This is a genomic window from Endozoicomonas sp. (assembly GCF_965196975.1).
GTDB lineage: Bacteria > Pseudomonadota > Gammaproteobacteria > Pseudomonadales > Endozoicomonadaceae > Endozoicomonas.
Map to the genome: position 1 here is coordinate 4,256,246 of NZ_OZ239981.1, position 26,826 is coordinate 4,283,071.

Genomic DNA, 26,826 nt, shown 5'->3' on the forward strand with positions numbered 1-26,826 from the left:
TAGAGAACAATGAACCTGCCACATATCCGAGCACTGGTGACCCGTCCTGAGCCGCAGGCTCAGGCACTGACAGAAGCCATCAGGGAGGCAGGTGGCCTGGCCTGGCCGCTGCCCATGCTGGGTATTGATTCCCTGGCAGAAACACAGGCAATGAGAGATTGCCTGCTGATGCTCGACCAGTTCGACCATGTTATTGTTACCAGCCGCCCGGCTGCCCGTCTGGGAGTTGAGCTGATCGAACGATACTGGCCACAGCTACCGGTTCACTGCCAGTGGTTTGCTATTGGCAGCAGTACAGCGGCTGAACTTGAGCAGCTTGATATCAGGGCTCAATATTCGGAAACCGGCGTAGACAGTGAAGCCCTTCTTACTCTGGAAGCATTTAACAATGTGCAGGATAAGAAGGTCCTTATTCTCAAAGGAGTGGGGGGACGAGAGGTACTGGAGGAACAACTCAGTAGCTCAGGTGCCAGTGTTCACACTGTGGACGTTTATCAACGTTCCTGCCCAGCCTATGAGCGCAATGCGGTCGTAAAAAAGTTGGAAAGCCATTCAATCAATGTCATCCTCTGTGGTAGTGGAGAAACCCTGACAAATCTTGGGTACTACCTACCCATGTCCTATCGAGCTGACTACCGGCTGCTTGTTCCCAGTGAACGGGTTGCCAGACAGGCCCATAGTCTGGGTTTCCAACAGGTAACCAATACCTGTGGAGCCAGCAACGAAATGATGTTGCTGGCACTGGAGGCTATCCCGACATAGCGTCCGTAGTGAGGGTGGAGGCCTGTTTTCTGACTCCCTACCACCTCAAATCAGACTCTTTTGAAAAGAGAATGGGATCCCCTGAAGAAGTGATCACGAGTCCTAAAAGATGCAGAAAATGATCGCGACACTTTCTCGGACCATCCTCTAGAACGATCGGAAGGCCCAAGCGTGAGCGATACAGACCAGAACAACCGTTTACCAGAAAATACACCTGAAGATGTTCAGCAGAAAACAGACATCACTTCAGCGACCGCGTCCAATTCAGAAAAGCAAGCTAACAAAAAGAAAAAAACCAGCGGTTCAGGTAAAGGCTTGGCAGGATTTGCCCTGTTGATATCCGCCTGTGCCCTGGGCCTTAGTGGCTACATTGGCTGGCGTGCCATGCCGCTGGAACAGAGCCAACCGGTTCTTCGCGAGGGAATGGACCAGCTGCAGACTCAGATTGCACGTCAACAAGCCAGGCTGACGACGGTGGCACAAAACACCTCAACTGACATTGAGAGACAAAAAGAACAGTTGCAAGCTCTGCAACAACGCGAAGCCAGGCTTTTGTCCCGAATTGATACGCTTTCTACCAAAGTCAGAGAGCTTGAAGGCTCTACACGTAACCAATGGCGTGTTGCTGAGATCGAATACCTCATACGTCTTGCCAATCAGCGGCTACTGACGGTCAATGACGTCACCGGCGCCCTCGAGCTTATGGCCAGTGCAGAGCAGATACTGGGGCAATTGGACGACTACACTCTATTTCCTGTCAGAGAAGCCCTGGCAGAAGATATGGCGGTTCTGAAATCTACCGCTATATTGAACCAGGAAAGCATCTGGCTAAGACTCCAGGCAATTTCAGATCTGATCCCTGACCTTGTTATCCTGGATGATAGCCATATTGCGAATGTGGCCACTGCCTTGAAACCCGGATCAACTGTCACGGATGGAACCAACCCACCTGCTGAAAGAACCTGGCAGGAAACTATTCAGGCGATGTTGCTGGACACCTGGCATCGGTTCACCAGCCTCTTCCGTATCAACACCCAGCGCGAACAACCCATTGAAGTATTACTGGCACCGGAGCAGGATCAGTTAATCCGTCAGAAGATATTGCTGTTGATAGAACAGAGTAAACTGGCACTGATCACAGGGCAGCAGTCGATTTATCAGAACAGTCTCAAACAAACCCGTGACTGGCTTAATCGCTATTTTATGTTAGGTGGTGAGGTAAGTAATCAGCTGGTTACAGAACTTGCAGATTTAGAGGGGCTTTCAGTAACCCCTAAAGTACCAAGTATTCATCGTGCTCTGGAGGCGCTGAAAGAGCATCAGTCCAGCATGTCTCCCACAATTCAAAGGGAGGAATCTGCACCAACCAAGTCCGAAAAAAAGGCCGAGCCAGCCGCTCCGGGAAAAGGCGATGAAAAAAACAGTAAACCAGTGACTGATCCAGATCGGTCAGCAGAGCAAGAACGGGGAGTGCAAATTTCATGAAAGGGTTTGCACTATTTCTGGTTATTGTTTCCGCCTGTTTTCTACTTGCCAATATCATGGTGAATGACCATGGCTATGTTCTGATTGCTTATGATCAGATGACCTTTGAAAGCAGCCTCTGGGGGCTGCTGCTCCTGATTGCCATTTCTTTAGGCCTGATATGGCTGACAGTCATTGCTTTTCGATTACTACTGGGCACATTTAGCTTTATTTATCCGCTCTCATCTAACGCCAGAAAAGCAAAAGCTAGAAAGCTGTTTGATCGAGGTCTGGCTGAGTTTACCAAAGGTCATTGGCGTAAAGCAGAGCGACTCCTTGGCCAGGCAGCAAAAAGTGGTGAGTCCCCCTTGATTAACTACCTGGCTGCCGCCAGAGCGGCCCACGAAGCAGGAAATTATGAGGCCAGTGCTAACTGGCTGAGGCAGGCTGACAGTAAAGCGCCTGGTGCAGAAATGGCAATTGGCATTACCCAGGCCCAGCTTCAGCTGGCCAGTAACCACCTGGAGCAGGCCCTCGCGACGCTGAAACACCTGCATAAGAAATACCCACGTCATGGCTACATTCTGAAAATGCTCAAGCAGGTCTATATTCGTCTGAATGACTGGCAATCGCTGGAGAAACTGCTGCCCAGACTGCGTAAGCAAAAAGTGATTAAGGACGACGAATACCACCAGCTGGAACAACAGGCATTCAAAGCCCTCTTCGAACAAGCTTATAACTATGGCCGGAACCGCTTTTCTACTGAAGAGAAAACCAAACCGGCTGATGATATCTGGTCAGGCCTGAGCCACAGCCAGAGAAAGGACCCGGTTATTCTCTACCGTTACTGTGACTGTCTGGTTCGGCTGGGCGCCGAAGAAAAAACAGAACTTCTGCTGCGAGAAAATTTGAACCATTGCTACAGTGAGAAGTTAATCCGTCTTTACGGTAAGACGCCAGCCAGGGATCTGAAAAAGCAACTCCTGTTTGCTGAATCACTCCTTAATCAGCGTACTAACGATCCTGAGCTTTTACTGGCTCTGGGTCGCCTGTCACTTCGTAATGAACTCTGGGGCAAAGCTCGAGAATATCTTGAAGCCAGCCTCAGACTCCGTAAAAGCGTTGATGTTTATAACGAACTTGGCCACCTTCTCGCACACCTGGATGAGTTTGAAAACAGCTCACGCTATTTCCAGGAAGGCCTGTTGTTAGCTGCCGACAGTGCCACTAATCTGCCAAGGATACATAAACAATGAACGCCCTGTTTGTTGGTGCCATCAGTGGTATGACTGCGGTAGCACTGAGCGCCTTTGGCGCCCATGCACTAGAGGGAACGCTCACTGAACGAGCGATGAAAGTGTTTCAAACCGCCGCTGATTATCAGTTCTACCACAGCCTGGCACTCGTATTCGTCGCCTTGCTGGGAATAAGTTACCCCGCTTCTAAAAAGCTGAAGTGGAGTACTTGTCTCTTTACTGCAGGCATTGTCCTGTTTTCAGGAAGCCTATATCTGCTGAGTTTGAGCGGTATTCGCTGGTTGGGGGTGGTGACCCCCTTTGGTGGTGTTTCATTTATTCTTGGCTGGTTGATGTTGGCCTTTTTTGCTGTCAGAGATTATTCATAAAGCTGAAATTTGCATTTTACGCCCTGAGCAGTATCTTACGCCGATCATTTTCTACGAACTCAGATGTCCATGAACGATACTGTGAAACCGGTCGACGAGACTGACGACCCACAACAGGAAATCCCCCACAAGCGTCAGATCAAGAGCTTTGTGCTCCGTGCTGGCCGTATGACTACGGGCCAGCAGAGAGGCTGGGACGAATGCTGGCAAGACTGGGGACTGACTCTGGAGCAGGGCACAGAGGGTTTCCTGAATACCTTTACTGATGAAGCACCACGGGTTCTGGAGATTGGCTATGGCATGGGACATTCCCTGGTCACCATGGCTAGCCAGGAGAGCGACAAGCACTTTATTGGTATTGAAGTACATCGTCCGGGTGTAGGTAGCCTGCTTAACGAAGCTCGTCTGGCGGGTATCAACAATCTGAGAACTTACTGCGACGACGCTGTTGAAGTGCTGAAACAATGCGTGCCTGATGGCGGCCTGGCGCGGGTACAGATTTACTTCCCGGATCCATGGCACAAGAAGCGTCACCATAAACGCCGCTTGATTCAGCCCGCTTTTATTGAGTCTATTCGTCCCAAGCTGGAAATTGGCGGCATTATTCATCTGGCAACTGACTGGGAAAATTATGCCGAACAGATGCTGGAAGTAATGAGTTCAGCAGAAGGTTTCGAGAATCTGGCCTCCGACCATAGTTATTCACCAAGGCCAGATTTCCGGCCACTAACCAAATTTGAAAAGCGTGGTCATCGATTAGGACATGGAGTTTGGGACTTGCTGTTCAAGCGAACGAATTGATTGATAGCCATCAAATTTAATATTTAAAGAAAAAAAAGTAGAACCCACGAAGCAATTAGATCACTGATTACACTCATGACTGTTTCATTTCGAGTAATATCTGCTACTCGGAATGAAACTATTCTTTTAAATCGCCATCTATATACGGGTCGAATTATTTTAAGTGAGTATATCGATTATGGATGGTAACGGTCACAGTAGTTTAACCAGTGGATATCAATATCCTTCTCCACCATTGAATATTGACCTCGAGAAATATGGCTCTTTTGCTAACTCACCACCCGTCTCTCCTGCACATTCATCCAAGGAGAATTCTATCCCCAGCACTCCAACAACCTCCCCCTGGAGGCAAGTCCCGCCTAGTATGGAATTACAAAAAACGGCTCATACAGGAGAGCAACCATTCTCTGGCCCTCTTCTTTATGACCGCGATATAAGCGAAACAAGTGAAGTAACCCAACCTCAAAGAGCAACCCCGTTTGATCTTAAATCTTTTTTGCGCAATGACCTACCAAACCTTTCCTGTCAGGCAAAGGCAAAACTTATCACAACAGCATTGGAGACGTGGACTCCAGAAAAAGGTACTCTATCCCGTGATCTTAACATGCTAGAAGACATGAAAACCCTGCTACCCCAGATGAGAAATGCTGGGGGCCACCCACCAATATTTCCAATTATTGTTCCTGATAACCAACAAGTTTGGGCTAACTTCTTCCATAATTCCGGTTATACCCAACAAGGCTGTCAAGTAATTCATGGAAGGTGTGAAACGACATGGACGACTACAACCACTATTGGCACCTATAACAAAAACAGGGAAGTTGTTCATCGCACAGACGCTTCGGGCTATTTTGATCAATCCGGCTTTCATTCAACATTTCATCAGGAGAGTAGTGTGAGTGATGAAAGGCTGTTACCTACAGCTAACAAAGAGATAGCAAATCTAGAAAATCAGGATCTTATGTGGGTCGCTGATAAGATGGTTAGTAGCTATTGTGCAACACGCCCGCCTCATGAAATACCTGAGACCAAAGAACTTTTGAAGCGAATTACTACCATAGAAACCGAAGCCCCGATCCACTACTTCAGATCTAGAGTAAATAAAGCTTCCTGGCATTATAAAAACATTGGCGTAGAACAAAAAAATGACAGCCCCAATAATGGTCTTACAGCCCATGAAAGATTTTGTAAATTAGAACAATCAATTCTTGAATGGGATGAGAGTAAAACAGACGATTTTTTTTCCAGAGAGGATTCCCCTCTCCATATTAAAGACACCGTCAGGTCAATGATTAACTTATTCGCCCTTTCGCTCTTTATTAACAATAATGGTCAAGATGTCTTCATTACAAATTGGTGTGAGAACCTCCTCCCAAAACTGAGACAGTGTTTTACTGTCGGTGTGAATGACCACGGTTCACAGAGCGAGATGTCTAGAGTTCTATGCAACATTGACCAGTGGACACTTCATTTTAAAGCGAATCCACCACGAAACCCTCAAGCGTTCTCCGAAAAATTAATGGGAGTTTGTACTTTCATGGAGCTCCCAATAGCCGGTAAGACCAAGGCTTTGGTAGCATTAGAAATCGCGAAACTTGGTGGTTTTTCGCCTAAGAAATCCACCACTCCTGTTTAGAAGCAAACTCACTATTAAACTCAACCCTACGCAAAAAACTCCAGAAGGTCATTTAAGAATAGCCTGCCTGTTGAGGTAGGCTGAAGCCTGTTTGTTCCAGGCCCCATGCACTCAAGCAACCCTTTTTGCTGAGCCAACACCAATTGCTTAATAATTCCATCCAGCTCCAGTCCAGTTCGCTCTGGATAGAGTCGGGCATCAACACCCTCATGAAGTCGCAATACATTCATCATAAACTCGATGGGCAGTTCATCAGCTTCCAGCACTCGTCGCCCTGCCTCAAAGGCATGGGAAATATAACGATCAGCGGCGAGGTAATCAGCCGGCATCCGGGTTTTCCAGTTTCGATAAATCTGTCCCGTCGATGTATCTGTTAACTTGCCATGGGCTCCCGCGCCAATGCCAATATAATCACCAAACTGCCAATAGTTCAGGTTATGTTTTGAACGTCGACCAGGCTGACTGTAGGCCGATATTTCATACTGTTGAAACCCCGCTGATGCCAGCAAGGCTTGTCCTGCTTCCTGAATATCCCAGAGCGTATCATCAGGTGGTAATGCCGGTGTTTTAGAGTAGAAGACCGTATTTGGCTCAATGGTCAGCTGATACCAGGAGATATGTGCTGGCTTAAGGTCAATGGCCTGCTTCAGGTCATAAAGGGCGTCGTCAGAAGATTGACCAGGCAAACCGTGCATCAGGTCGATATTGATATTGCTGAAGCCATGGCTGGTGATTGAAGCAATGGCTTCTCGGGCTTCATCGGCACAGTGAATACGCCCCAGAGCCGCTAACTTTTCATCCTGAAAGCTTTGCACGCCTAATGACAAACGGTTCACCCCAGCATCCAGGTAAGCCTGAAAACGATCGTGCTCATAGGTGCCTGGGTTAGCTTCCATGGTGATCTCGATATCATCCGAGAACACCACCCGCGCCTGAAGGCCTTTAAACAGGTTCTGGTAAGCTTTTGCTGTCAGCAGGCTGGGTGTCCCACCGCCAATAAAAATCGAGTGTATTGGACGTCCTTGGACGCTTGGCAGTTCGTTTTCAAAATCATGCAGCAATGCTTTGATGTAGGCATCTTCAGGTATATCGCCAGTGATCCTGTGCGAGTTGAAATCACAATAAGGACACTTCTTCACGCACCATGGAACATGAATATAAAGACTAAGAGGAGGAAGTTTGAGCATATTAACAACACGGAAGCAGCCTGCCTGGCTTCAGTGTTTTATCTCCTTGAGGCGGGCTAACAGCTGCTGTAGCGCCTGAGCTCGATGACTCAGCCGATTCTTTAACTCAGAGGGCAGTTCTGCCGCTGTACGGTGCTCCGCGGGTACCAGAAACAGTGGGTCATAGCCAAATCCATGATCTCCCAGAGCCTCTTCAATGATATAACCTTCCCACTGGCCATGAGCAATGATCGGAGTAGGGTCGTGCTCATGACGAAGGTAAACCAGCACACAGTGAAATCGTGCGGTTCTCTCAGCAGACTTGATCCCCTGCAGCCGATTCAACAGCTTCTGGTTATTATCTGCAGAGGAAGCCTCTGGTCCCGCATAGCGGGCAGAATAGATACCAGGCTCACCATTGAGAGAATCAACTTCAAGGCCTGAATCATCGGCAATAACCGGGAGGCCCGATACCCTGGCAGCATAACGGGCTTTGATAATGGCATTTTCAATAAAGGTCAGGCCCGTCTCCTCCGCTTCCGGAAGAGCAGTACCGATGCCAAACTCACTTTGTGGCATCATCCTGATGTTCAGGGGTTCCAGCAGCTGCTGGAATTCAGCCAGCTTGCCTTTATTGCCACTGGCAAGTACTACCTGACGAATATCCTTGGTCATAACACTGTTCATCAATCACTGGTAAAAGGTCTGCTCAAAGCGAAGCGTCTCACTTTGCGAGCTTCCCTGGGGCTTAACATCTATGGCAAATTTTAGCAGCTCTTCATCTGAAAACTTAAAGTCGGCCAGATAGTAAATCGCACTGCCGTCTTTGACCTCAGAAAATTTCAAGCTACTTTTCTGAGTGAGCAGGTTCATCGTATGGCCACTGACAACACCGGTTACTGCCGTGCCCAGCTCATCAGATGAAACATCACGAATCGCAATATTGACGATACCGTAGCGGCTACCTCGGCGGAGGTTATATAGCTCTGCAACACCGGGCGGTACAAATGTACTATTGAATGCGCTGAAATGAACCTGATAGTTGCCCATCTGGATGGGTTCCTGGTTCATCACCCGGGCTTCCGGAATCTGGCTTTCAGCGATCACGGGACTCACTACCCCAATAACGCCCAGCACCAGCAAGGCCAGGCATGCCATCAAACGCTGAGTCATGGACATTATACTGTGCAGTATCGACATTATGCAGCCTCCCCCTTCCCGCTTGTTAAGTGATAAATGGCCACTTCACCCATCAGATTTGGCCAGACTCTACCTGCCAACCCACTGTTATACGATTGATCCACGACCATTCGGTTCAATACCCGGTAATTTTTCTCCTGACAAAGAGCTTCAAAGTCCCTGAAGGTACAAAAGTGAATATTGGGTGTGTCATACCAGGTATAAGGCATAAACTTCGAGACCGGCATGCGGCCATGAGCAGCAAGATAAAGGCGGCAACGCCAGTGCCCGAAGTTAGGAAAAGTAACAATGCATTCCCGCCCAACCCTGAGCATCTCCTCCAGCACAAGGTGTGGGAAGTGCATAACCTGAAGTGCCTGCGTCATAATAACGGTATCGAAACTACCATCCTTGAAGTTCCCCAGACCGCGATCCAGGTTCTGTTCGATGACGTTTACTCCCCGCTCAATACAGGCTTCAATATTCTGGGAATTAATTTCCAGACCATAGCCACTGACCCGCTTCTCTCGCTGCAGCTCATGCAACAGCTGCCCATCACCACAGGCCAGATCGAGAATCCGGCTGTCCGGTGCAACCCAGTTCCTGATAATCTCAAAGTCCCCCCGGCTCATAAGCACTCCTCCGCCACCCGGTTCAAATAGGCCGACAAACCACGCACGTAGCGGGGAATATTCATCAGAAAAGCATCGTGGCCCTGAGGAGCATCCACTTCTAGATAAGTCACATCCTTATCCACCCTCATCAGTGCATCGACAATCTCCCTTGAGCGTTCGGGTGAGAAGCGCCAGTCTGTTGAGAATGAAGCAAGAAAGAATCTGGCTGTTGCTCTGCTTAGCGCATCTGGCAGGCTGTTTTCATAATTACTGGCTGGATCAAAGTAATCCAGTGCACGAGTCATTAACAGGTAAGTATTAGCATCAAAGCTTCCGGAAAAACTCTCGCCCTGATAACGAAGATAACTTTCTATCTGGAACTCAACATTGTAATCGTAACTGAAGCCTTTATTTTTCAGCTCACGGCCGAATTTGGCTCCCATGGCATCATCAGACAGATAAGTGATATGCCCAATCATACGGGCAAGCCCTAAACCCTTGCGGGGTATGCTGTTCTCTTCTAGGTAACGGCCATCCAAAAACTGTTCATCCGACATAATGGCCTGTCGGGCTACTTCGTTAAAGGCAATATTCTGGGCAGAAAGCCTGGCGGCTGAAGCAATGATGACGGCATGTCGAAGTCTTTCAGGATAAGCAATGCTCCATTGCAGGGCTTGCATCCCGCCAAGGCTCCCTCCGATAACCGCAGCCCATTGCTGAATACCCAAATGGTCAGCCAGCATGACCTGACTGTTTACCCAGTCTGCTACAGTGACCACCGGAAAGTCTGGCCCATAAGCTTTGCCAGTTTTGGGATGAATACTGGTTGGGCCTGTACTGCCATGGCAGCCCCCCAGATTATTAAGAGAAACTACAAAGAACCGATTGGTGTCGATGGGCTTTCCCGGGCCAATAAAGTTATCCCACCATCCAGGCTTACGATCGTCCATACTGTGATAACCCGCCGCATGATGGTGTCCACTGAGGGCATGGCAGATCAGTACCGCATTGGAGCGAGACTGATTCAGTTCACCATAGGTTTCAACCATCAGCTGAAATCCATCCAGCAGCTCTCCACAGTTCAACGACAGAGACTGATTAAACTGTATCGCTCTGGGCTTTACGAGCCCGACCGAATCGGCAGGAATCACTTCAGGCATAAACTTCCTGTTTCTCTTTCTTAGCCACAGTACACCTCTCCGGAAGTGCTTTTCTACATTCTCGATCCGGAGTAAAGTTATCTCAACTTTACTGAAGGTTATTCACTATGGCTCTTCAGGCTTGTTATTAATCAATAAAGAACTCTCTCACAGAAACAACGAGAGCAGCGAAAATTGCAGGCAGTTTATCTTCTTCATTTTTTTTTGTCAGCTTATCCGGAGTTGATTCTCTGACGATGACCTGGCTAACCTCAGGCAATTATGTCCTGACTACAGGTAACTCCAAAGCCAGTTCGGTCAATGCGAGGACATGACTCAAAAAGTAGCCTTCAACCTGTCGCGAGCAAAAGTGCAGGTGTCGATCATTAATGTATTCATCAACACTTTGATTGTTGATCAGGGAAATATAGAAAGCCCGAATCGCCTCATCTTCAACATTCAAGGCTGAAATAATTCTGGCACATGGCTGAAAAGTCTTGCTCATTTGGAACTCCCGAAGCAATTGGCTTCTGGGTACTTGTCTTCCTATGAAGGACCATCCTGCAATGAAGCTTCATTCGGAATGAGCCCGCAAGGCAACAGATTACTCTGCTTGAGAATGCATCGTACCGATACAGATAAATTCAACGATTATCTTGAATTAAACCTAGTATAGTCAGGCTTTACTGAAGTATTCTTACTGGTAGCAAACTGTTCAGATAAAAACGTGCTATCGTAACTTCCCGCAATAGTGCAAACTATTAAATACTTTTCACAGACCTCTCGGTGCAAATGTCGTTATGTCTATTGAATCCCTAGGCCAGCTTGAATCAAGACTCCAGAACCTGATTGATAAACTGGAACTATCAAGAATGGAAGTAGAAGACCTAAGGTCTGCTAATACCCGCCTTGAAGAAGAGAATATCCAGCTTAAGCAGGAGCTTACCGCATGGGGTGAACGTGTGACCGCCCTTTTGGGTAAACTGGATATCATAACAGAGGAAGAAACCAGCGAGCAGGAAGCTGTCGCTTAAGCTCTGTTGGCATATGATTGCGGGGCATCCCTGCCCCACATTTCATAGATCAATTTCAGCGTTCTCAATGGCCTCCAGAGCTTCCATCCAGGTTTCTTCAGCTTCTGAAATCTGACGTTTAAGTCCTGTTTGTTGAGCTAGCAGTTCTTTTAGTTTTTCTTTGGCCTTCTCTTCATATACCAAAGGATCCGAGAGCAGTTCTTCCACATTCGCAAGAGAGGATTGCAGGCTCTCCAACTGACTTTCAAGTTTCTCCGCTTTTTGTTTTAAAGGCCGTAGTGCCTTACGCCTTTCAGCCTCCTGGCGTCGCATGTCTTTCTTCTGTTGTGAAGAGCCAACTACTTCACCGGTATTCTCTACACTCCTGACACTACGGGATTCATTACGTTCCTTAGATCGAAGCTGAACCAGCCATTGACTGTAATCGTCAAGGTCACCTGAATACTCTTCCATTCGACCATCATGAACCAGATAAAGCTCATCGGTCGTACTTCGAATCAGGTTACGATCGTGCGAGACCAGAATCACGGCCCCCTCAAATGACTGTAAGGCCATGGTCAGGGCCAGACGCATATCAAGATCAAGATGGTTGGTTGGCTCATCAAGTAACAACAGGTTTGGCTTCTGCCAACCAATGATTGCCAGAGCCAGTCTCGCTTTCTCACCGCCGGAAAACCCTTGGATCGACTCCAGAGCCTTATCTCCATGAAAACCAAACCCGCCAAGAAAGTTTCTCAACTCTTGCTCTCTAGCCTCAGGAGAAAGCCTTTGCAAGTGAAGCAAAGGGCTTGCACTAAAATCCAGACTCTCCAGCTGGTGCTGTGCAAAGTAGCCAATGCTTAAGTGCTCTCCCAGGTGAACCTTTCCTGAAATCAGTGGCAATTCCCCGGCAAGTGTTCTGATCAGGGTCGATTTACCAGCACCATTTGCTCCAAGCAGCCCAATGCGGCTGCCAGGTTGAATGTTGATGCCAAGTTTTAATAAGGGCTTATCGCCATAGCCAAGTTCAGCCGTATCCAGAACCAATAATGGTGCAGACATCTTATCGGCTTCTGGAAAAGTAAAAGAGAATGGTGAATCTACATGGGCTGCTGAAATATCTTCAAGCCTTGCTAAAGCCTTCAAGCGACTTTGAGCCTGCTTGGCCTTTGTCGCCTTTGCCCTGAAGCGCTCAACAAATTTTTCCATATGAGCCCGCAGCTTCTGCTGTTTCTCGAAAGCAGCCTGCTGCTGTTGAAGTCTCTGCGCTCTAAGATGCTCAAAAGCCGAATAGTTTCCACGGTACTGAAACAGCGTTTGATGCTCTATGTGGAGTGTGTAATCGGTAATGGCATCGAGAAAATCCCGGTCATGGGAAATAACCAGCAATGTTCCCGGGTATCGCTTCAGAAAGTTTTCAAGCCAGACTATGGCATCAAGATCCAAATGATTGGTTGGTTCGTCCAGTAACATGATGTCTGATGGGCACATCAATGTTTTTGCCAGATTCAGTCGCATCCGCCACCCACCGGAAAAGTCGCGGACATTTTTTTTCAGTACATCATGATTAAAGCCCAATCCATGCAACAGTTGCTCTGCTCGAGAGCGGGCCGTGTAGCCATCAGCACTCAGCAGTTGCTCATGTAGATCTGCCAGCTTATCGTGTTTTCCTAATGTTTCTGCATCAGCAATTGCGTGCTCTATCCGACGTAGTTCAGCATCACCATCCAATACATAGTCCACAGCATTCCGGTCCAGGACATCAATTTCCTGAGCCATATGCGCCAGTCCACGCCCCTTATCAAACGCGAGTTCACCTTTATCAGGCTGCAAATCCCCTGTAAGCAACGCAAGCAGGCTTGATTTGCCACACCCATTAGCACCCACAAGGCCAACGTGCTGACCAGAATGGATTATTGTTGATGCATTCTCCAGCAGGAGCTTGCCAGACCTTAAAAGGCTGATGGAATTCAATGTGATCATGGCGGGCATTATATGTAGCGAGCCCGATGAAATCGAATATCTTTAGAGGAGAAAGTTGTGAATTATCAAAAATAATGAGGGGGAATAGAATTCCCCCTTTAAAACATCAAGTTGCCAGCTACTTTACTTCTTCTTAGCAGGAGACTTTCTTGCAGCTGCCTTTCTGGCTGGAGCTCTTTTCTTAGCTACTGCCTTCCTGGCTGGAGCTTTCTTTTTAGGAGCGGCCTTTCTGGCTGGTGCCTTTTTCTTAGCTACGGTTTTCTTAGCTGTTGGCTTTTTCTTAGCCACTGCTTTTCTGGCAGGTGCTTTCTTCTTGGCAGCTACTTTTTTCTTGGCTGCTGGCTTCTTAGCAGCAACTTTTTTCTTAGCAGCGGGCTTCTTCTTAGCTGCTACTTTTTTCTTAGCTGCTGGTTTCTTTTTAGCTACCGCCTTTTTAGCTGGAGCCTTCTTTTTAGCTGCAACTTTTTTCTTAGCTACTGTCTTTTTCTTAGCTGCCGTTTTTTTGACGGTAGTTTTCTTAGCCGTAGTTTTCTTCTTAGCAGCTACCTTTTTCTTGGCAGTAGTTTTTTTAGCAGCAGCCTTCTTCGCACTGGCCTTGGCTTTTTTCAGCGCTTCCTTAGCTTTCTCAAGCTTTTTCTTCAGCGCATCAATTTCTTTTTCCCACTTTTTCACCATGTCGACTTTTTTAACAGTCTTCTTGGCAGTCGCTTTTTTAGCAGGAGCCTTCCTGGCTGTGCTTTTTTTAGCTGCAGTCTTCCTTGTTGCAGGCATTGGGTCGTCCCTCGTTCTAATTTAACCAATCTACTAGTAGTTAGTACATCGTAATAAAAACTGAATAATTTATACCCAGTTTTAATTCCAACATAGAGTGCTTATTCGTCATCTGCAAATTTTTTTTTAGCTTTCTTTCTATTTTTTTTAATGTTTTATTTCCAATTATCTTAATAGATAGAAACAATAAGCCGTTTATTTTGAGTGAAATCACTTTAAATAAGGCACTTTTTGTATGTCAAAACGATAAACCAGGGTTGCCAAGAAAACAGGATTACTAAATGATAGGCCTCGGAGCTTAATATGCTGGAAACAGCATAAAAAATCATCAGAAAGAGTATTTATATGAGATTTAGAACGCTGATTAGCGTTACCCTGCTAACTTACTCCCTCTGCTCGTTTGCTGCCTTGGAAACAGAGGATGAGAAATTGAGCTATAGCCTTGGAGTATCTCTGGCAGAGCAGCTTAAACAATTTGAAGGCATTGATATCAGGGCTGTTAACCAAGGCATACAAGATTCTCTTGGCAGTTATACCTTGCAGCTGTCACAAGATGAAATCTCATACTTTATTGGTCAGGCTCAGTTAAAAAAGGAAACCAAGCAACAGACAGAGCGCCAACTAGAAGCAAAAATGAGCTTGGAAAAAAGTCAGATTTTCCTTGCTAAAAATAGCAAAAGGCCTGGGATAGTTGTGCTGGAGAGTGGCCTTCAATACCGAATTCTGACCCAAGGTAACGGCATCAGGCCTTCTGCCACCGATCACATAACTGTTCACTATGAAGGCCGGTTAATCGACGGAACCTTATTCGAGAGCTCATATACCCGAAACCAACCAGCAACTTTTCAATTGAATCGTGTTATTTCAGGTTGGACAGAGGGGATACAGCAGATGCCTGAAGGCTCAACATGGGAGTTATTCGTTCCACCAACAATGGCCTACGGCTCAAATGGTATTCCGGGAATAATAGGTCCTAATGAGGCTGTTATTTTCAAGGTAGAGCTTAAAGATGTAAGCAAGAGTAGTTAACTTCAACAAGGTGGCAGACTACAACATTGGCTAATTGTGCAGTCTGTCATCTTATGATTCAAATATCTTGAGCGGTCAACTTTTCTCTATGAGACTCATGAAGAGTCTCAATCATCTTATCTTCAAGACTAAACCGCTCTTCCAGAGTTTCTCCCAGTTCAGATACCGCTTCCTGAAGCTTTTGAAGCGAGCTGATTGATTCACAACGATCATTGAAATTAAGGCACCTTGAAGTATTTCCTTCGAGCTTTGGCAGCATGGCATGAGCCAGCTCAACTCCACCGTCATCAAACTCACGGGCCTCCTGAATCAATTGTTCATAGACCTCAAAATGACCAGCTGAGGCATAATCAACTAAAATTTGACACAGCTCTTTCAACTTACTTGCCACTGGGCGCTTGTCATCATCAAATTGATCCATTCCATTGATGGAGCAGTAAAGGACAATTAGCTCCTGACGTTCGTTGAGCCAGCGATCAATAATTTCTGACACACCTCCCCAACGTTCTCTGGCCGTTTGGCAACCCTCCAGCATGATAGACAGTTCCTCTTTAACAATTAGATCTCTTCTGCGTGAATGGGACCTCTCAAGTGCCTGAGTCAGGCAGCTTAGATGCTAGGTTATGACAGTGAATTTTTTGCGGCAAGCGTTTATTTTTTTAAAACACAACCTGATTTAAAATGCAAGCTTTCAAAGAAGTTCATGAATTCAATGGTTTCAGCGAAGGACCTCAACAGAACAACAACTTTTTTAACTAAAAAAAATATATTTAATTTAAAAAAATTATTTTAATTTGCCATTCCAGATACTAGTGAGCTCTTATTTTGGCTATGAACAATCATAACCAATCCGCCAAAATATTAGAGAGGCAGAAACCACACCTATGAATAGTCATATGATTTTCGGAAATACCGCGCATTTTAGGTCAGGAATCGATATTAAAATCAATGAACAAAACCCAAGATAAATAATAAAAAGCCATAATTCTAGGCAGAATCGCCAGAAGCTCCTTTTCCGGCTACGAAATAAATAACGCTAAACCCGCATTACTCTGCTTCCATATATTCCTGAAGAAACTGATCAAAGCTTATTTGATCATTACTTTCCCTTGCCAGCTGGTCGGCAATAGAGCGCTGAGCAACTTGTTCAAAGTAGGATATTCGCTCATCACTCAGATCATGCTCAGAGAAGCTTTTGGAGTGTTTTTCCGATAACGACATCATCAGTTCAACATAACCGGAACCCTTAGTTTCAAGGGTACTAAGCAACTGAGCAGAAGGCGTTAAAGAGACATCTCTCAGCTTTTCTCTTTGGGTGCACAAGCTCTTAACAAACGCTGAAGACTCATTTGCCTGATCAAGAATCTCAGCAATTGGAGTCATGTCATCCAGAAGCTGAAGCCCCCAGTTTTGGAGTACGACTGATTGACCTCTCTGTCTCAACTCGACGCCCGGGCGGCGACCTTCCGTAACCGCTGTTTTGAAATTATTGCTGACCTCAGCACACTCATCTGCATGAATAGGGTTGCTGCTCTGCAATGAACAATAGACCAGGAAAACGTCCAGAAAATGGGCATCTAACTCACTCAGCCCCAGTGGCTCAAAGGGGTTGATATCAAGGCAGCGCACCTCAACGTACTCAACGCCTTCATTGCGCAAAGCCGTCACTGGTTTTTCACCGGAGCGAGCAATCCGCTTAGGGCGGATAGTGCTGTAATACTCATTCTCTATTTGCAGAAGATTGGTATTCAACTGAAGGTATTTACCCTCTTTTTTCAGACCAATGGCTTCATAGGCAGGGTATGGTGTTCGAATAGCCTTGGAAAGGCTGTCCACATAATCGTCCAGTGTGTTGTAGCAAATATTCAGTGAAGACTGAGCATGATTACTGTAACCCATATCACTCATGCGTAACGATGTCGCATAAGGAAGAAAAAGCGTGTCTTTATCCAGCGCCTTAAGGCCTGAATGCTCTCCTCCGTCGGCAAAGAAACTTCGACTAACAACTGGAGAAGCTCCAAAAAGATACATTAACAGCCACGAGTAACGCAAAAAATTCCGGATCAGAGAAAAGTAACCGGCCGACCTGAAGCTCTGAGCTTTGATGCCCTCTTGCCCAGAGTATTGCTGTAACAACGCCCAGAACTCTTCTGGCAGGGAGAAGTTATAGTGAATACCAGCAATGGTCTGCATTGGCTTACCATAACGATGCCAGAGTCCTTCTCTATAAACCGTTTTCATTAAGCCAATATTGGAGCTGCCATACTGAGCAATGGGAATACTGGCGTCTCCTTCCAGCAAAGGAGGCATGCTACCCGCCCAGAGCAGTTCCCCATCAATATGCTGATTAGTGTACTGATGAAGCTGCTCAAGAAAAGAGAGCGTATCACCAATTCGACAATGTACTGGCGTTATGAATTCAAGCAGTGCCTCAGAATAGTCTGTGGTGATGTAAGGGTGAGTTAATGAACGCCCCAGTTTCTCAGGATGGCGCTTTTGGGAAAGACGAGCATCTGAGGTAATCCTGAGAGTTTCACGTTCAATGCCATGACAAATGCCATTGAGAACTGAATGGTTAGCACGGGACTGGAAAAGCTCCAGACGATCCTGATACTCAGTAGCCAAGGTACAGATCCAATAATAATTAGGTACAGGTCTAACATTCGTTCGAAGCGGTGATTCTTACTGGCAATACTGATGCCAGGAACATCGACAATATAAACGAACTCTCATGAATACTCGGCTTCACACCGAGCAAGAAAGCTTCAAAGAGCCTGATAAAATAGCAACCAGCTTAGCATCTGATTACATCCTGCGATTCGTATGATACCAGCCTGAATTTTCTAAATCCCCTAAAAAAGCCAGACAAGTAGTTGTCTGGCTTTTTCTTTATCGGGCAACCATCGTCGTTAACGATGTCTTTGCTGACTCTGTCAGAATTGACTTTTCACAGAAGAGCTTACTTGCGAAGTTGTTTCGCATTGGCAAACAGATCTGCAAAAGTGCCGCCTGAGTCCTGCTTCTTGCCACGATTACCTGACTGATTGGCTTTCTGTGGTTTGCTGCGGCCTGCAGGCTTTTCAGTTCTGGCTTGCCGTGGTTGCTGGCGAGCTTCTGCACGCTCTTCAGCCTTATCCGACATCCGCATGGAAAGCCCAACACGTTTACGCGCAACATCCACCTCCATGACTTTGACCTTAACGATATCACCGGCTTTGACAACTTCACGGGGGTCCTTAACGAAGTTTTCCGATAAAGCCGAGATATGCACCAAGCCATCCTGATGGACACCAACATCAACAAACGCACCAAAGTTGGTGACGTTGGTTACCACACCTTCCAGCTCCATATTCAGCTTCAGATCGCGGATATCTTCAATACCATCCTTGAACTCAGCCGCTTTGAAATCCGGACGTGGGTCACGACCAGGCTTATCCAACTCGCTGATAATGTCAGTAACGGTTGGCAGACCAAATGTTTCGTCGGTAAAGTCCGCAGCATTCAGGCCCTTTAAGAAGGCAGAGTCACCGATCAAAGCTCGCACATCGCGGCTGGACTGATTGGCAATTTTCTCAACCACAGGATACGCCTCAGGGTGCACAGCAGAACTGTCCAGAGGATTATCACCATTCATAACCCTTAGGAAGCCTGCGGCCTGTTCGAAGGTTTTAGCACCAAAACGGGCGACCTTCTGCAGGTCCTGGCGACTTCTGAATGCACCGTTTTCATTACGATAGGCAACAATATTGTCTGCCAGAGTACGGTTAAGACCCGATACGCGAGCCAGCAGAGCGCTGGAAGCCGTATTAAGATCAACACCTACGGCGTTTACACAGTCCTCAACGACCGCTTCCAGAGAGCGGGATAGATTGACTTGGCTGACATCATGCTGGTATTGGCCAACACCGATGGATTTCGGCTCAATCTTAACCAGTTCTGCCAGAGGATCCTGCAAACGACGGGCAATGGATACGGCCCCACGGATAGAAACATCCAGGTCCGGGAATTCACGGGCAGCCAGTTCAGATGCCGAGTACACGGATGCACCTGCTTCACTGACAACAATTTTTGTCAGGCCAAGTTTTGGATAACTGCGCATCAGTTCAGCGGCCAGACGGTCTGTCTCACGGGATGCCGTTCCATTACCGATACTGACCAGCTCTACCTGATGAGTCAGACAGAGGGTCGCCAGAGTACCAAGCGCTTCCTTCCATTTCTTCTGGGGAGCATGAGGATAGATGGTCGTATGTTCAACCAGCTTGCCTGTGCCATCGACCACGGCAACCTTTACGCCGGTTCTCAAGCCCGGGTCCAGACCCAGGGTTGGCCTGAGGCCAGCCGGAGCAGCCAGCAGCAAATCTTTCAGATTCTTGGCAAAGACCTTGATAGCCTCATCTTCAGAGTTTTCGCGAATGCGGGTCATTAGCTCTGTTTCCAGCTGCGACAGCAGCTTAACCCGCCAGGTCCAGCGAACCACATCCTTCAACCAGTCATCTGCTGCTCGGCCTTTCTGTTCAACCTTCCAGAAATCAGCAACCAGCTTCTCACAGGGGTGGGTTTCACGACGGTCTTCCGGTTCATTGACAAGGCGGATGTTAGCCTGCAATACGCCTTCATTTCGACCACGGAAGATGGCCAGCGCACGATGAGATGGAGCACTTTTCAGTGGCTCATCATGTTCAAAGTAATCCCGGAACTTGGCTCCTTCCTCTTCTTTACCCTCAACTCCGCGACTGCTCAGAATACCTTCATTCCAGAGCAACTCACGCAGCTGTCCCAGAAGTTCTGCATCCTCACTGAAACGTTCCATCAGGATATAGCGGGCACCTTCCAGAGCGGCCTTGGTATCCTCAACACCCTTATCAGCATCCACAAAAGCAGCGGCTTCTACTTCAGGGTCTTTTTCTGGCGTATTGAAAAGCATATCTGCCAGAGGCTCCAAACCCGCCTCACGGGCAATCTGAGCCTTTGTACGACGCTTGGGCTTATAGGGGAGGTAAAGGTCTTCCAGACGGGTTTTGGTATCTGCAGAACGGATATCTTTTTCCAGTTCAGGCGTCAGCTTATCCTGCTCTGTAATGCTCTTCAGAATGGCTTCACGACGCTCTTCCAGTTCTCTTAGATAGCGGAGACGTTCTTCCAGCGTTCTCAGCTGAGTATCGTCCAGACCTCCGGTGACCTCTTTACGATAACGGGCAATGAAAGGAACCGTGGATCCATCATCAAGCAGCTGTACAGCACTGGTGACCTGTTCAGGTCTGGCACCCAACTCTTCAGCTATACGCTGGGAGATACTCTGCATAAAACACACTCATCATGGGAATCAAAACAATAGGACAGTTTCCAGACAATGCTCAGAAACAGCACCGTTTCTGCATCCAGCCGGTAATTAATGCCTATCCTGGCCTGAAAACTCAAGCCATACAGACACGCTAACGACCAGAGAAAACCGGGCATTATAACGAGATTTTATATCTAGGGTTATTACCATTATAACCTGTTGTTATCATTACTATTTATTAATCATTTTTTAAATTTACATAAGTATTACAGCACTTGACCTTGGTAAACTTTTCCAAGTGAACGATCAACAGCGTCTACGCTAATATGTTAACACGCTTTCAGATTTATTGATTCAGCGGCAAATTCCCTTCCGACAACACCCATAACCAATAGATATTTTGCTACTCACCCGCTTCGTTTCTGCTGGGTAGCATTCGATGACGGTCACTTCAGGTCCGAAGATTTCATTCTTGATGGACTTCATTTCCCGCTAGTGATGGGGGATGGGTTTATCATCGTGTCGCTGCACCATCGCCTTGATAGCTGTAACGCCATTGTTCATCCTGCCCCCTTCTTCAATCATTACCACGTAGTGATTATTCTTGTAGGCTGTGCTCATCCAGTCAGGGCCGGAATATTCTTTCAGGTCAAGCTCCCGGCCCTGGCTGCGGTTGTTATTAGCCCACTTTGCCGCTTGTGTATTCATTCTTTATAACCACTTCCTCTCAACTTTCCGGTTTTGGCTCTTTCAATTCAATACCAAGAACCATTATTACTCCAAAAATAAGCAAGCCTGCGACTGGCTGTATATGGATTAAGGCTCTTTTCGAGTTAAGAACTATCCTCTGCTGAAAAAATTAGTCATTGCCAGCATAGGCCATGAATATAGGCCGAATTTCAGATCTCATCAGTAATGAAACCTGCTTTGAAATGATCCGTGAGAACCGCTGGTCAGATGGCACTGTTCGTTGCCCACACTGTGACTCTGAGAATATCAAAAAGAATGGTCACGACAATGTTCAGGTAGAATGCCAGCACTACTACTGTAAGTCCTGTAAACGTTACTTTGATGACCTGACAAATACGGTTTTCTCTGGATACCAACGACCAATTATGGCCTGGATTGCCTGTCTCTATTTAATGGCCCTTAACGCCTTCAACAGCCAGAAAGCTCAGGAGCTTGGCCCTGTATGCCAGTGATGCACACCATATTGACCACAGTCTTACGGAATGGTGTTGTTGACCAGAAGCCTGAAGTGATTCTTGATGGAGAAGTTGAATTTGACGAGGTATACATTGTAGCTGGTCACAAGGGACACCCTGAAGTCTTAAAAAAATCTGGATCGTCCAGCGAGAAAAAGAAGGCTTAAAGGCGCTCCGGTTCGTGGGACTCTCGAAAAAGACAAACCACCGGTACTGGGAATGATTCAAAGAGGAGGTCAGGTCATTATCAGCATGCTGTCGAATGTTAAAAAGGTGGCCATCGAACCATTTATCAAGAAACATGTAGCCCCACAGAGCTAGGTTTATACCGATGAATCCATATCTATGATGATCTTGAAGTTGGAGTTTCAGACATAAAACGGTCTGTCATGGCAAGGTGAATATGCCCGTGATGACGACAAAGACGATATTTACGAGGTTCTCGTTAATACGATGGATGGATTTTGGTCACTGCTGCGCTCGTGGCTAAGACCTCACAGGGGAATATCTCAAGAGGCTTTACCCCTTTACCTTGGTTTTTTTGAGTTTTTGCATAATGTTGGCCGAAGAGGCAAAAACCTGCTTCAGCCCTTGGTCAACTTGCTGGTGACATAGCAATCTGGAATTCGAAAAGAGCCTTGTTTTTTATAATCATCAGGAATACATTTGGCTTGGGACGCTACTGTTTGGGTCTGGTTCGTCTATTGACGTACTGGTTATGTCTGCTGATGTTATTTCTTTGAGTGTGTCCGCATCAAGATTGTCAATACCTAATTCTGACGCGATGTGCGACTTTGTCTGAAACTATCTCAAATTACTAGCCCGGATATTTCATAAACTGCCCCGAATCTCGGGCAGGACTTTGTCGCCCTAAGGGATTTTGTGAGGGAGTGCCGTACCGGGGAGTACGGTCGACCGAGCAAAACTCCCTTAGGGCGGCAAAGGACAAGCGAGAACGGGAGCACGTTTATGAAATATCCGGGCTAGCATGATGGTAAGTCCAAGTTGTATCTTCAAAATCACGCAATTATTTGCTTTCCGTTTTTTAATCTTCGGAAATAAGGTTCTCAAACTGTATTGCAGGACGACCAGCAATTATATTCAGATAAGAACCAATATTATGTGCCAGTAACTTCCGAGCGATACGTGATGTCATATGCCATCTATCTCGACAATGGCACTTTTCTATTTCAAAGCGCTCTGTCAATTGACCTATCACTGTTTCTATTCTCCGTCGTACCCGTAATACCAGCTTTACAAACGACTTCGGACGTTCATCTTGCATGTTTTTTCTCAGTGGCGTCTGAAGATCAATACCTAATTCCTGACAATCAGCTTTAAACTCAGGCCTTATATAGCCCTTATCGCCAAGCAAGAGGCCAGAAATGGTCTCGAGCATGTCATAGGCTGCATCACGCTCATCTACGTTCGCTGCGGTCAGAGTAAAACCCACAGGAATCCCTCGTGCTTCAACCAGCAAATGCCCCTGAAAGCCATAGAACTTCTTGTCCTTGGAAGCGCAGTAACCATAACCAGCCTCAGCTTTAAAGATACGGCTCTGTGGTGCACGGGTTCTGACGACAACATCAATCGGAAAACCATCGATTAAATGGATATCTGCATTATCTGCATGCATCATCTGGACTATACGAATTTGCAGTCGTTGTTTCACATGCCATAAGTTGGCGGCCTGTTTGACAAATGCCGAGCGTGAAGGAATGTCAGGAAACAGGTGTCGCCAGTGTCGGGTAAAATACTTCCAAATCTCAGTGTCCTTATGATGCCCAAGCCATTCACCGACAACTTCCATGGTGATCGCTTCACTATCAGTGAGCTTTGGTGGAAACCCTCGAAGTCGCAGTGGTACAGGAAAAAGCTCTTTTACCAAATCGTCGATCAAGCAGTAGACTGTAGTGATAAACTCTTCAACGGGCATGACTGAAACCTTCTTTGCTTTCTACTGCTTTTAATAGCAGAAAGCAGGATCAGTCATGTCTCCTTATGCAAACCTAAAAGTCGCACATGGCGTTAATTCTGTGAGCCTTTTACTTTGAGTCGTAATAACTTTATCTAATAGGTTTCTAATCGCACGAGCATTTCCAAAGGTTCTTTTTTCGCATAGCTCTTTCATTTGGGAGATTTTTTCTTTGAGAGCCGAGAAAGCCTCTTCAGATAACGTGTAGTCACTTTTGTTACAAAAACCCCTGAAGATGCTAGCCAGTTCATCGTTAGTGTAATCTTTAAACTTAACCGTATGTTGAATTCTCGACTGTAATCCGGGGTTTGCTGTTAACATCGTTTTCATCTCATCAGGGTATCCAGCAAAAACAACTACAAGCTCGCCTTTATGCTTTTCCATCATTAATAATAACTTTTCAATAGCTTCTTTTCCCGTATCTCTTCCAGTTGCAGCACCCTTATCATCCGTTTCCCGGATTAATGCATAAGCTTCATCTATAAACAAAACACCGCCAATTGCGCTTTTAATTACTTGTTCAGTTTTTAGTCCTGTCGCTCCAATCCATGGTGAAACCAAGGTGGTTCGGTCAGCATAAACTACCTTGTTTTTCCTGATGATACCTAATTCAAATAAGATCTCCGCCATTATCCTAGCCGTTTCTGTTTTACCCGTGCCGGGATTGCCTGTAAATACCATATGGCTAGAGCTTGATGTGGTGACAAGTCCTAGTTGACGACGCTTATTATCTACGATTATTTTACTTCTTATTCCCTTGACTTGCTCTGCAACCTCATCCATTCCTACCATTTCTTCAAGTCTTCTTAACGGATCTGGATTCTCTGTCGCTTGGGCTGCTCTTTGATACTGTTGCTGAATACTCCGTAGAGTCTTTATAGGTGGCTGTGTAATAAATCGATTTGTGATGGCGGTAATGGCCAGGTCTGTAATAGCTAAAGCACACAGTCCAATAACCAAGGATTTACTCAACCCCACTCCAATTATAAAGGCACCGGCATATGCAACGCATTTAACTGTTCGTCCAAGCCATGTTGGAGGGCTGCGGGTAAATACCGGCGTTTCCAGAGATCTCAATGCCCTTTCAAAACCTGATATTGCATTGGAATCACGGTTAGGCAAAACACCTAGGAAATCTAGAGCGGGGGTCAAGGTTATTATCCTTTTTTGTGTCTTTATTTGTAGGGAAAAATACTAAAAAGCCAATTAGTTGTTGTTTTAATTTCAAATTATTATTTTGGATGGTGTGCAGGGAAAAAAGTTTCACTAAATGAATAAAAAAATTAATCTAAAATATTCGTGATCATGTTTTTTTGAATGAAAATATGCTTTTTTATGGAAAGGAAAAAGGTTTTTTATTGATTAATCAAACGATTACGATACTTCGACCTCTGGGTTGGGGCCAATAGCCGATCCGGCTTCTTCAAGCACAGTATAGATATCCAGGCTGAAGTTATTATTAGACGTAATAATTCGGGCATCCTGAATAGCCAGCCACAGTTGATGAAAGGCCGCAACCGTCGCTGCAAACAGATTGGGCTGGTCATGGGTATAGGCAAATACTTTGGCCCCCTAGATGCTCATAGCCATTTTTGACTTCCAGAATCAGTATCAAAGGCTTGCCAGGCCGATGGTTCAGGATTCCTTCCATCTGCCAGCTGATTTCATCATTCTGGTGTCGAAGAAAGTACTCATCATTGAACTGTTCCCATAGCTTCAGAATCCAGGCTTCTTCAAAGCCCTTCTCCTTAAGTAATACCAAAGGGTGCTCTCTCTGAATGATTGAAACAATAGTGCTCTATTTTCACAGCTACTATGGGAACACCACTCATAATAGTTAACTGTCATGCCCGCTTCTGTTATTTCCAGCTCTACCAAAAGCATCGTTTTGCAAATTGAAGTTTCTATAGATTCAGGCAACATGCTGAATCTTGAAGATAGTTTACAGCGTGCACTCAATGAAGCCGGGCAGCTTGGAACAAAAGAGTTATTGGGGCTATTTGAATCACCCAATAAAGAACCTATCGTCGTTAATCAGCAGAAGTGGAACTACAAAGGAAAGGTTCTTAAGCACTATGAAACCTTATACGGTCGTATACCTTTGGAGCGCTCCGTATATCAGGGTGTCAGAGGTGGCAGTACTCTGGCAGCACTTGATCTTCGTGCCGGTATTATTGGTTCAGCTACCCCCAAATTTGCCAAGTCTATCGCCTGGAAATACAGCCAGATGCCAGCGCCTGCGGTAAAAGAAGATTTTGAGACCAACCATCAAAGGACGCTTTCAAATTCTTATATCAAGCATTTATCGGACAGAGTAGGTGCATTAATTGAAGACCAGCAAGACACTCACTACCACCTTCCTCCACTAAAAGAGCCTGTTGAAACAATAGCCATTGGTCTGGATGGAACCTGCATGCTGCTTTGTGAAGAAGGCTGGAGGGAAGCCATGTGTGGGACATTGAGCCTATATTCTGCAGATGGAGACAGGCTCCACACGATATATACAGCCAGTTCGTCAGAGTATGGTAAACAAAGCTTTATGAGCAAGCTCGACGAGGAGATTGCAGATCTAAAACGACTCTACCCAAATGCCACATACATCGGGGTAGCTGACGGGGCTAGAGAAAACTGGAGTTATTTGAAACAACATACCTCTGGGCAGATACTCGATTTTTATCATGCATCTGAATATTTAGCTGGAGCAGCGGAAGCACTGTTTCCAACCAGTAAGGCGAAGCGACACCAGTGGCTTGAAGACAGGCTACATAGTTTGAAAAACAAGCGTGGAGCAGCCAAAAAAATCCTTCAGGAAATTGAATCAGCCGAGCTCCCGAAAAAGACAATCGCACTGACAGAGAAGCGCTACAAAGCTGTGAGCTATTTTACAAACAATCACCAGTTAATGAATTATCATCAGGCGCTTAAACGCCATTGGCCAATAGGTTCAGGAGTTACTGAAGCGGCTTGTAAGACTCTGGTAAAGCAACGATTATGTGGTTCTGGAATGAGGTGGAAAGCAACAGGAGCGGAAGTGCTTTTGACAACAAGAGCACTGATCCAGAGTAAGGGGCGCTGGGAACAACTTTGGTCTGAGTTCATGACTGGAAAGGTTGAAGCTAACCTATGAGTCAGTTATCAAATTGAGAGAGCACCCATACCAAAGCCTTTTGTTGGGTATTGGCAA

The 26,826-nt window shown here is 46.2% G+C and carries 27 protein-coding genes; 12 read left to right on the plus strand and 15 right to left on the minus strand.

The window, feature by feature from the left end:
• Nucleotides 1-9: 9 nt before the first annotated feature.
• The 6 genes from ACOCLE_RS19140 to ACOCLE_RS19165 all read left to right on the plus strand — a co-directional run bounded on the left by ACOCLE_RS19140 (nucleotide 10) and on the right by ACOCLE_RS19165 (nucleotide 6,287).
• The gene (locus tag ACOCLE_RS19140) at nucleotides 10-762 is read left to right on the plus strand and encodes a uroporphyrinogen-III synthase (protein ID WP_419533815.1); all 753 of its coding nucleotides are present in this window, start codon (nucleotides 10-12) and stop codon (nucleotides 760-762) included.
• Between the two features lie 171 nt (nucleotides 763-933).
• On the plus strand, nucleotides 934-2,247 hold the full coding sequence (locus ACOCLE_RS19145; protein ID WP_419533816.1) for a uroporphyrinogen-III C-methyltransferase: 1,314 nt from the start codon (nucleotides 934-936) through the stop codon (nucleotides 2,245-2,247).
• Nucleotides 2,244-3,482 carry a heme biosynthesis HemY N-terminal domain-containing protein gene (locus ACOCLE_RS19150; RefSeq protein ID WP_419533817.1) on the plus strand — a complete coding sequence of 413 codons (1,239 nt, stop codon included), beginning with the start codon at nucleotides 2,244-2,246 and terminating at the stop codon, nucleotides 3,480-3,482. The genes ACOCLE_RS19145 and ACOCLE_RS19150 overlap by 4 nt, the downstream gene beginning before the upstream one ends.
• On the plus strand, nucleotides 3,479-3,850 hold the full coding sequence (locus ACOCLE_RS19155; RefSeq protein ID WP_419533818.1) for a DUF423 domain-containing protein: 372 nt from the start codon (nucleotides 3,479-3,481) through the stop codon (nucleotides 3,848-3,850). Before ACOCLE_RS19150 ends, ACOCLE_RS19155 begins: the two co-directional genes overlap by 4 nt.
• 69 nt (nucleotides 3,851-3,919) lie before the next feature.
• A complete protein-coding gene (gene trmB / locus ACOCLE_RS19160) occupies nucleotides 3,920-4,651 on the plus strand; it encodes a tRNA (guanosine(46)-N7)-methyltransferase TrmB (protein WP_419533819.1) in 732 nt (243 codons plus the stop codon).
• A gap of 364 nt (nucleotides 4,652-5,015) precedes the next feature.
• On the plus strand, nucleotides 5,016-6,287 hold the full coding sequence (locus tag ACOCLE_RS19165) for a hypothetical protein (protein ID WP_419533820.1): 1,272 nt from the start codon (nucleotides 5,016-5,018) through the stop codon (nucleotides 6,285-6,287).
• Between the two features lie 26 nt (nucleotides 6,288-6,313).
• Here ACOCLE_RS19165 and hemW read toward each other — a convergent pair whose 3' ends face one another.
• The 6 genes from hemW to ACOCLE_RS19195 all read right to left on the minus strand — a co-directional run bounded on the left by hemW (nucleotide 6,314) and on the right by ACOCLE_RS19195 (nucleotide 10,890).
• Nucleotides 6,314-7,426, minus strand: coding sequence for a radical SAM family heme chaperone HemW (gene hemW, locus ACOCLE_RS19170; RefSeq protein ID WP_419533821.1), 1,113 nt, complete (start codon nucleotides 7,424-7,426; stop codon nucleotides 6,314-6,316).
• A 78-nt stretch (nucleotides 7,427-7,504) separates the two neighbouring features.
• Nucleotides 7,505-8,140, minus strand: a complete 636-nt coding sequence (gene rdgB, locus ACOCLE_RS19175; RefSeq protein ID WP_419533822.1) for an RdgB/HAM1 family non-canonical purine NTP pyrophosphatase — start codon at nucleotides 8,138-8,140, stop codon at nucleotides 7,505-7,507.
• A gap of 3 nt (nucleotides 8,141-8,143) precedes the next feature.
• Nucleotides 8,144-8,653: a DUF4426 domain-containing protein gene (locus ACOCLE_RS19180; protein WP_419533823.1), complete on the minus strand. Its 510-nt coding sequence runs from the start codon at nucleotides 8,651-8,653 to the stop codon at nucleotides 8,144-8,146.
• Nucleotides 8,653-9,264 carry a methionine biosynthesis protein MetW gene (metW, locus tag ACOCLE_RS19185; protein ID WP_419533824.1) on the minus strand — a complete coding sequence of 204 codons (612 nt, stop codon included), beginning with the start codon at nucleotides 9,262-9,264 and terminating at the stop codon, nucleotides 8,653-8,655. The genes ACOCLE_RS19180 and metW overlap by 1 nt, the downstream gene beginning before the upstream one ends.
• Nucleotides 9,261-10,406 (minus strand): homoserine O-succinyltransferase MetX, encoded by a 1,146-nt coding sequence (gene metX, locus ACOCLE_RS19190; protein ID WP_419533825.1) that lies wholly within the window; start codon nucleotides 10,404-10,406, stop codon nucleotides 9,261-9,263. The genes metW and metX overlap by 4 nt, the downstream gene beginning before the upstream one ends.
• Nucleotides 10,407-10,665: 259 nt before the next feature.
• A complete protein-coding gene (locus ACOCLE_RS19195; RefSeq protein WP_419533826.1) occupies nucleotides 10,666-10,890 on the minus strand; it encodes a hypothetical protein in 225 nt (74 codons plus the stop codon).
• A 295-nt stretch (nucleotides 10,891-11,185) separates the two neighbouring features.
• Here ACOCLE_RS19195 and ACOCLE_RS19200 point away from each other — a divergent pair, with 295 nt between their 5' ends.
• Complete coding sequence (locus ACOCLE_RS19200) at nucleotides 11,186-11,419, plus strand: cell division protein ZapB (protein ID WP_419533827.1); 234 nt, start codon at nucleotides 11,186-11,188, stop codon at nucleotides 11,417-11,419.
• A 42-nt stretch (nucleotides 11,420-11,461) separates the two neighbouring features.
• Here the strand turns inward: ACOCLE_RS19200 and ACOCLE_RS19205 are convergent, their stop codons facing one another.
• The gene (locus ACOCLE_RS19205; protein ID WP_419533828.1) at nucleotides 11,462-13,390 is read right to left on the minus strand and encodes an ATP-binding cassette domain-containing protein; all 1,929 of its coding nucleotides are present in this window, start codon (nucleotides 13,388-13,390) and stop codon (nucleotides 11,462-11,464) included.
• A gap of 114 nt (nucleotides 13,391-13,504) precedes the next feature.
• Nucleotides 13,505-14,152 carry a hypothetical protein gene (locus ACOCLE_RS19210; protein WP_419533829.1) on the minus strand — a complete coding sequence of 216 codons (648 nt, stop codon included), beginning with the start codon at nucleotides 14,150-14,152 and terminating at the stop codon, nucleotides 13,505-13,507.
• Between the two features lie 345 nt (nucleotides 14,153-14,497).
• Here ACOCLE_RS19210 and ACOCLE_RS19215 point away from each other — a divergent pair, with 345 nt between their 5' ends.
• Nucleotides 14,498-15,181 carry an FKBP-type peptidyl-prolyl cis-trans isomerase gene (locus tag ACOCLE_RS19215; RefSeq protein WP_419533830.1) on the plus strand — a complete coding sequence of 228 codons (684 nt, stop codon included), beginning with the start codon at nucleotides 14,498-14,500 and terminating at the stop codon, nucleotides 15,179-15,181.
• A gap of 58 nt (nucleotides 15,182-15,239) precedes the next feature.
• On the opposite strand, the gene rsd is transcribed toward ACOCLE_RS19215, so the two are convergent.
• From rsd to ACOCLE_RS19235, 4 genes are all read right to left on the minus strand, one after another.
• Nucleotides 15,240-15,716 (minus strand): sigma D regulator, encoded by a 477-nt coding sequence (rsd, locus tag ACOCLE_RS19220; RefSeq protein WP_419533831.1) that lies wholly within the window; start codon nucleotides 15,714-15,716, stop codon nucleotides 15,240-15,242.
• Between the two features lie 512 nt (nucleotides 15,717-16,228).
• Nucleotides 16,229-17,806 (minus strand): glutamate--cysteine ligase, encoded by a 1,578-nt coding sequence (gene gshA / locus ACOCLE_RS19225; RefSeq protein ID WP_419533832.1) that lies wholly within the window; start codon nucleotides 17,804-17,806, stop codon nucleotides 16,229-16,231.
• 334 nt (nucleotides 17,807-18,140) lie between these two features.
• A complete protein-coding gene (locus ACOCLE_RS19230) occupies nucleotides 18,141-20,483 on the minus strand; it encodes a Tex family protein (protein WP_419533833.1) in 2,343 nt (780 codons plus the stop codon).
• A gap of 471 nt (nucleotides 20,484-20,954) precedes the next feature.
• Entirely contained in the window at nucleotides 20,955-21,170 is a 216-nt protein-coding gene (locus ACOCLE_RS19235; RefSeq protein WP_419533834.1) for a hypothetical protein, read from the minus strand.
• 173 nt (nucleotides 21,171-21,343) lie between these two features.
• Here ACOCLE_RS19235 and ACOCLE_RS19240 point away from each other — a divergent pair, with 173 nt between their 5' ends.
• The 3 genes from ACOCLE_RS19240 to ACOCLE_RS19250 are packed head-to-tail and all read left to right on the plus strand — an operon-like array spanning nucleotide 21,344 to nucleotide 21,988.
• Entirely contained in the window at nucleotides 21,344-21,664 is a 321-nt protein-coding gene (locus tag ACOCLE_RS19240) for a transposase (protein ID WP_419533835.1), read from the plus strand.
• Nucleotides 21,655-21,834: a hypothetical protein gene (locus tag ACOCLE_RS19245; protein ID WP_419533836.1), complete on the plus strand. Its 180-nt coding sequence runs from the start codon at nucleotides 21,655-21,657 to the stop codon at nucleotides 21,832-21,834. Before ACOCLE_RS19240 ends, ACOCLE_RS19245 begins: the two co-directional genes overlap by 10 nt.
• Complete coding sequence (locus tag ACOCLE_RS19250) at nucleotides 21,803-21,988, plus strand: transposase (protein WP_419537231.1); 186 nt, start codon at nucleotides 21,803-21,805, stop codon at nucleotides 21,986-21,988. The genes ACOCLE_RS19245 and ACOCLE_RS19250 overlap by 32 nt, the downstream gene beginning before the upstream one ends.
• Nucleotides 21,989-22,712: 724 nt before the next feature.
• Here ACOCLE_RS19250 and ACOCLE_RS19255 read toward each other — a convergent pair.
• From ACOCLE_RS19255 to ACOCLE_RS19265, 3 genes are all read right to left on the minus strand, one after another.
• Nucleotides 22,713-23,603: an IS982 family transposase gene (locus ACOCLE_RS19255; protein WP_419533099.1), complete on the minus strand. Its 891-nt coding sequence runs from the start codon at nucleotides 23,601-23,603 to the stop codon at nucleotides 22,713-22,715.
• Nucleotides 23,604-23,666: 63 nt separating this feature from the next.
• Nucleotides 23,667-24,794 (minus strand): AAA family ATPase, encoded by a 1,128-nt coding sequence (locus tag ACOCLE_RS19260; RefSeq protein WP_419533837.1) that lies wholly within the window; start codon nucleotides 24,792-24,794, stop codon nucleotides 23,667-23,669.
• A gap of 391 nt (nucleotides 24,795-25,185) precedes the next feature.
• Nucleotides 25,186-25,404, minus strand: a complete 219-nt coding sequence (locus ACOCLE_RS19265) for a hypothetical protein (RefSeq protein WP_419533838.1) — start codon at nucleotides 25,402-25,404, stop codon at nucleotides 25,186-25,188.
• Nucleotides 25,405-25,488: 84 nt separating this feature from the next.
• Between ACOCLE_RS19265 and ACOCLE_RS19270 the strand changes: the two genes are divergently transcribed.
• Complete coding sequence (locus ACOCLE_RS19270; RefSeq protein WP_419533339.1) at nucleotides 25,489-26,769, plus strand: ISKra4 family transposase; 1,281 nt, start codon at nucleotides 25,489-25,491, stop codon at nucleotides 26,767-26,769.
• Nucleotides 26,770-26,826 lie beyond the last annotated feature (57 nt).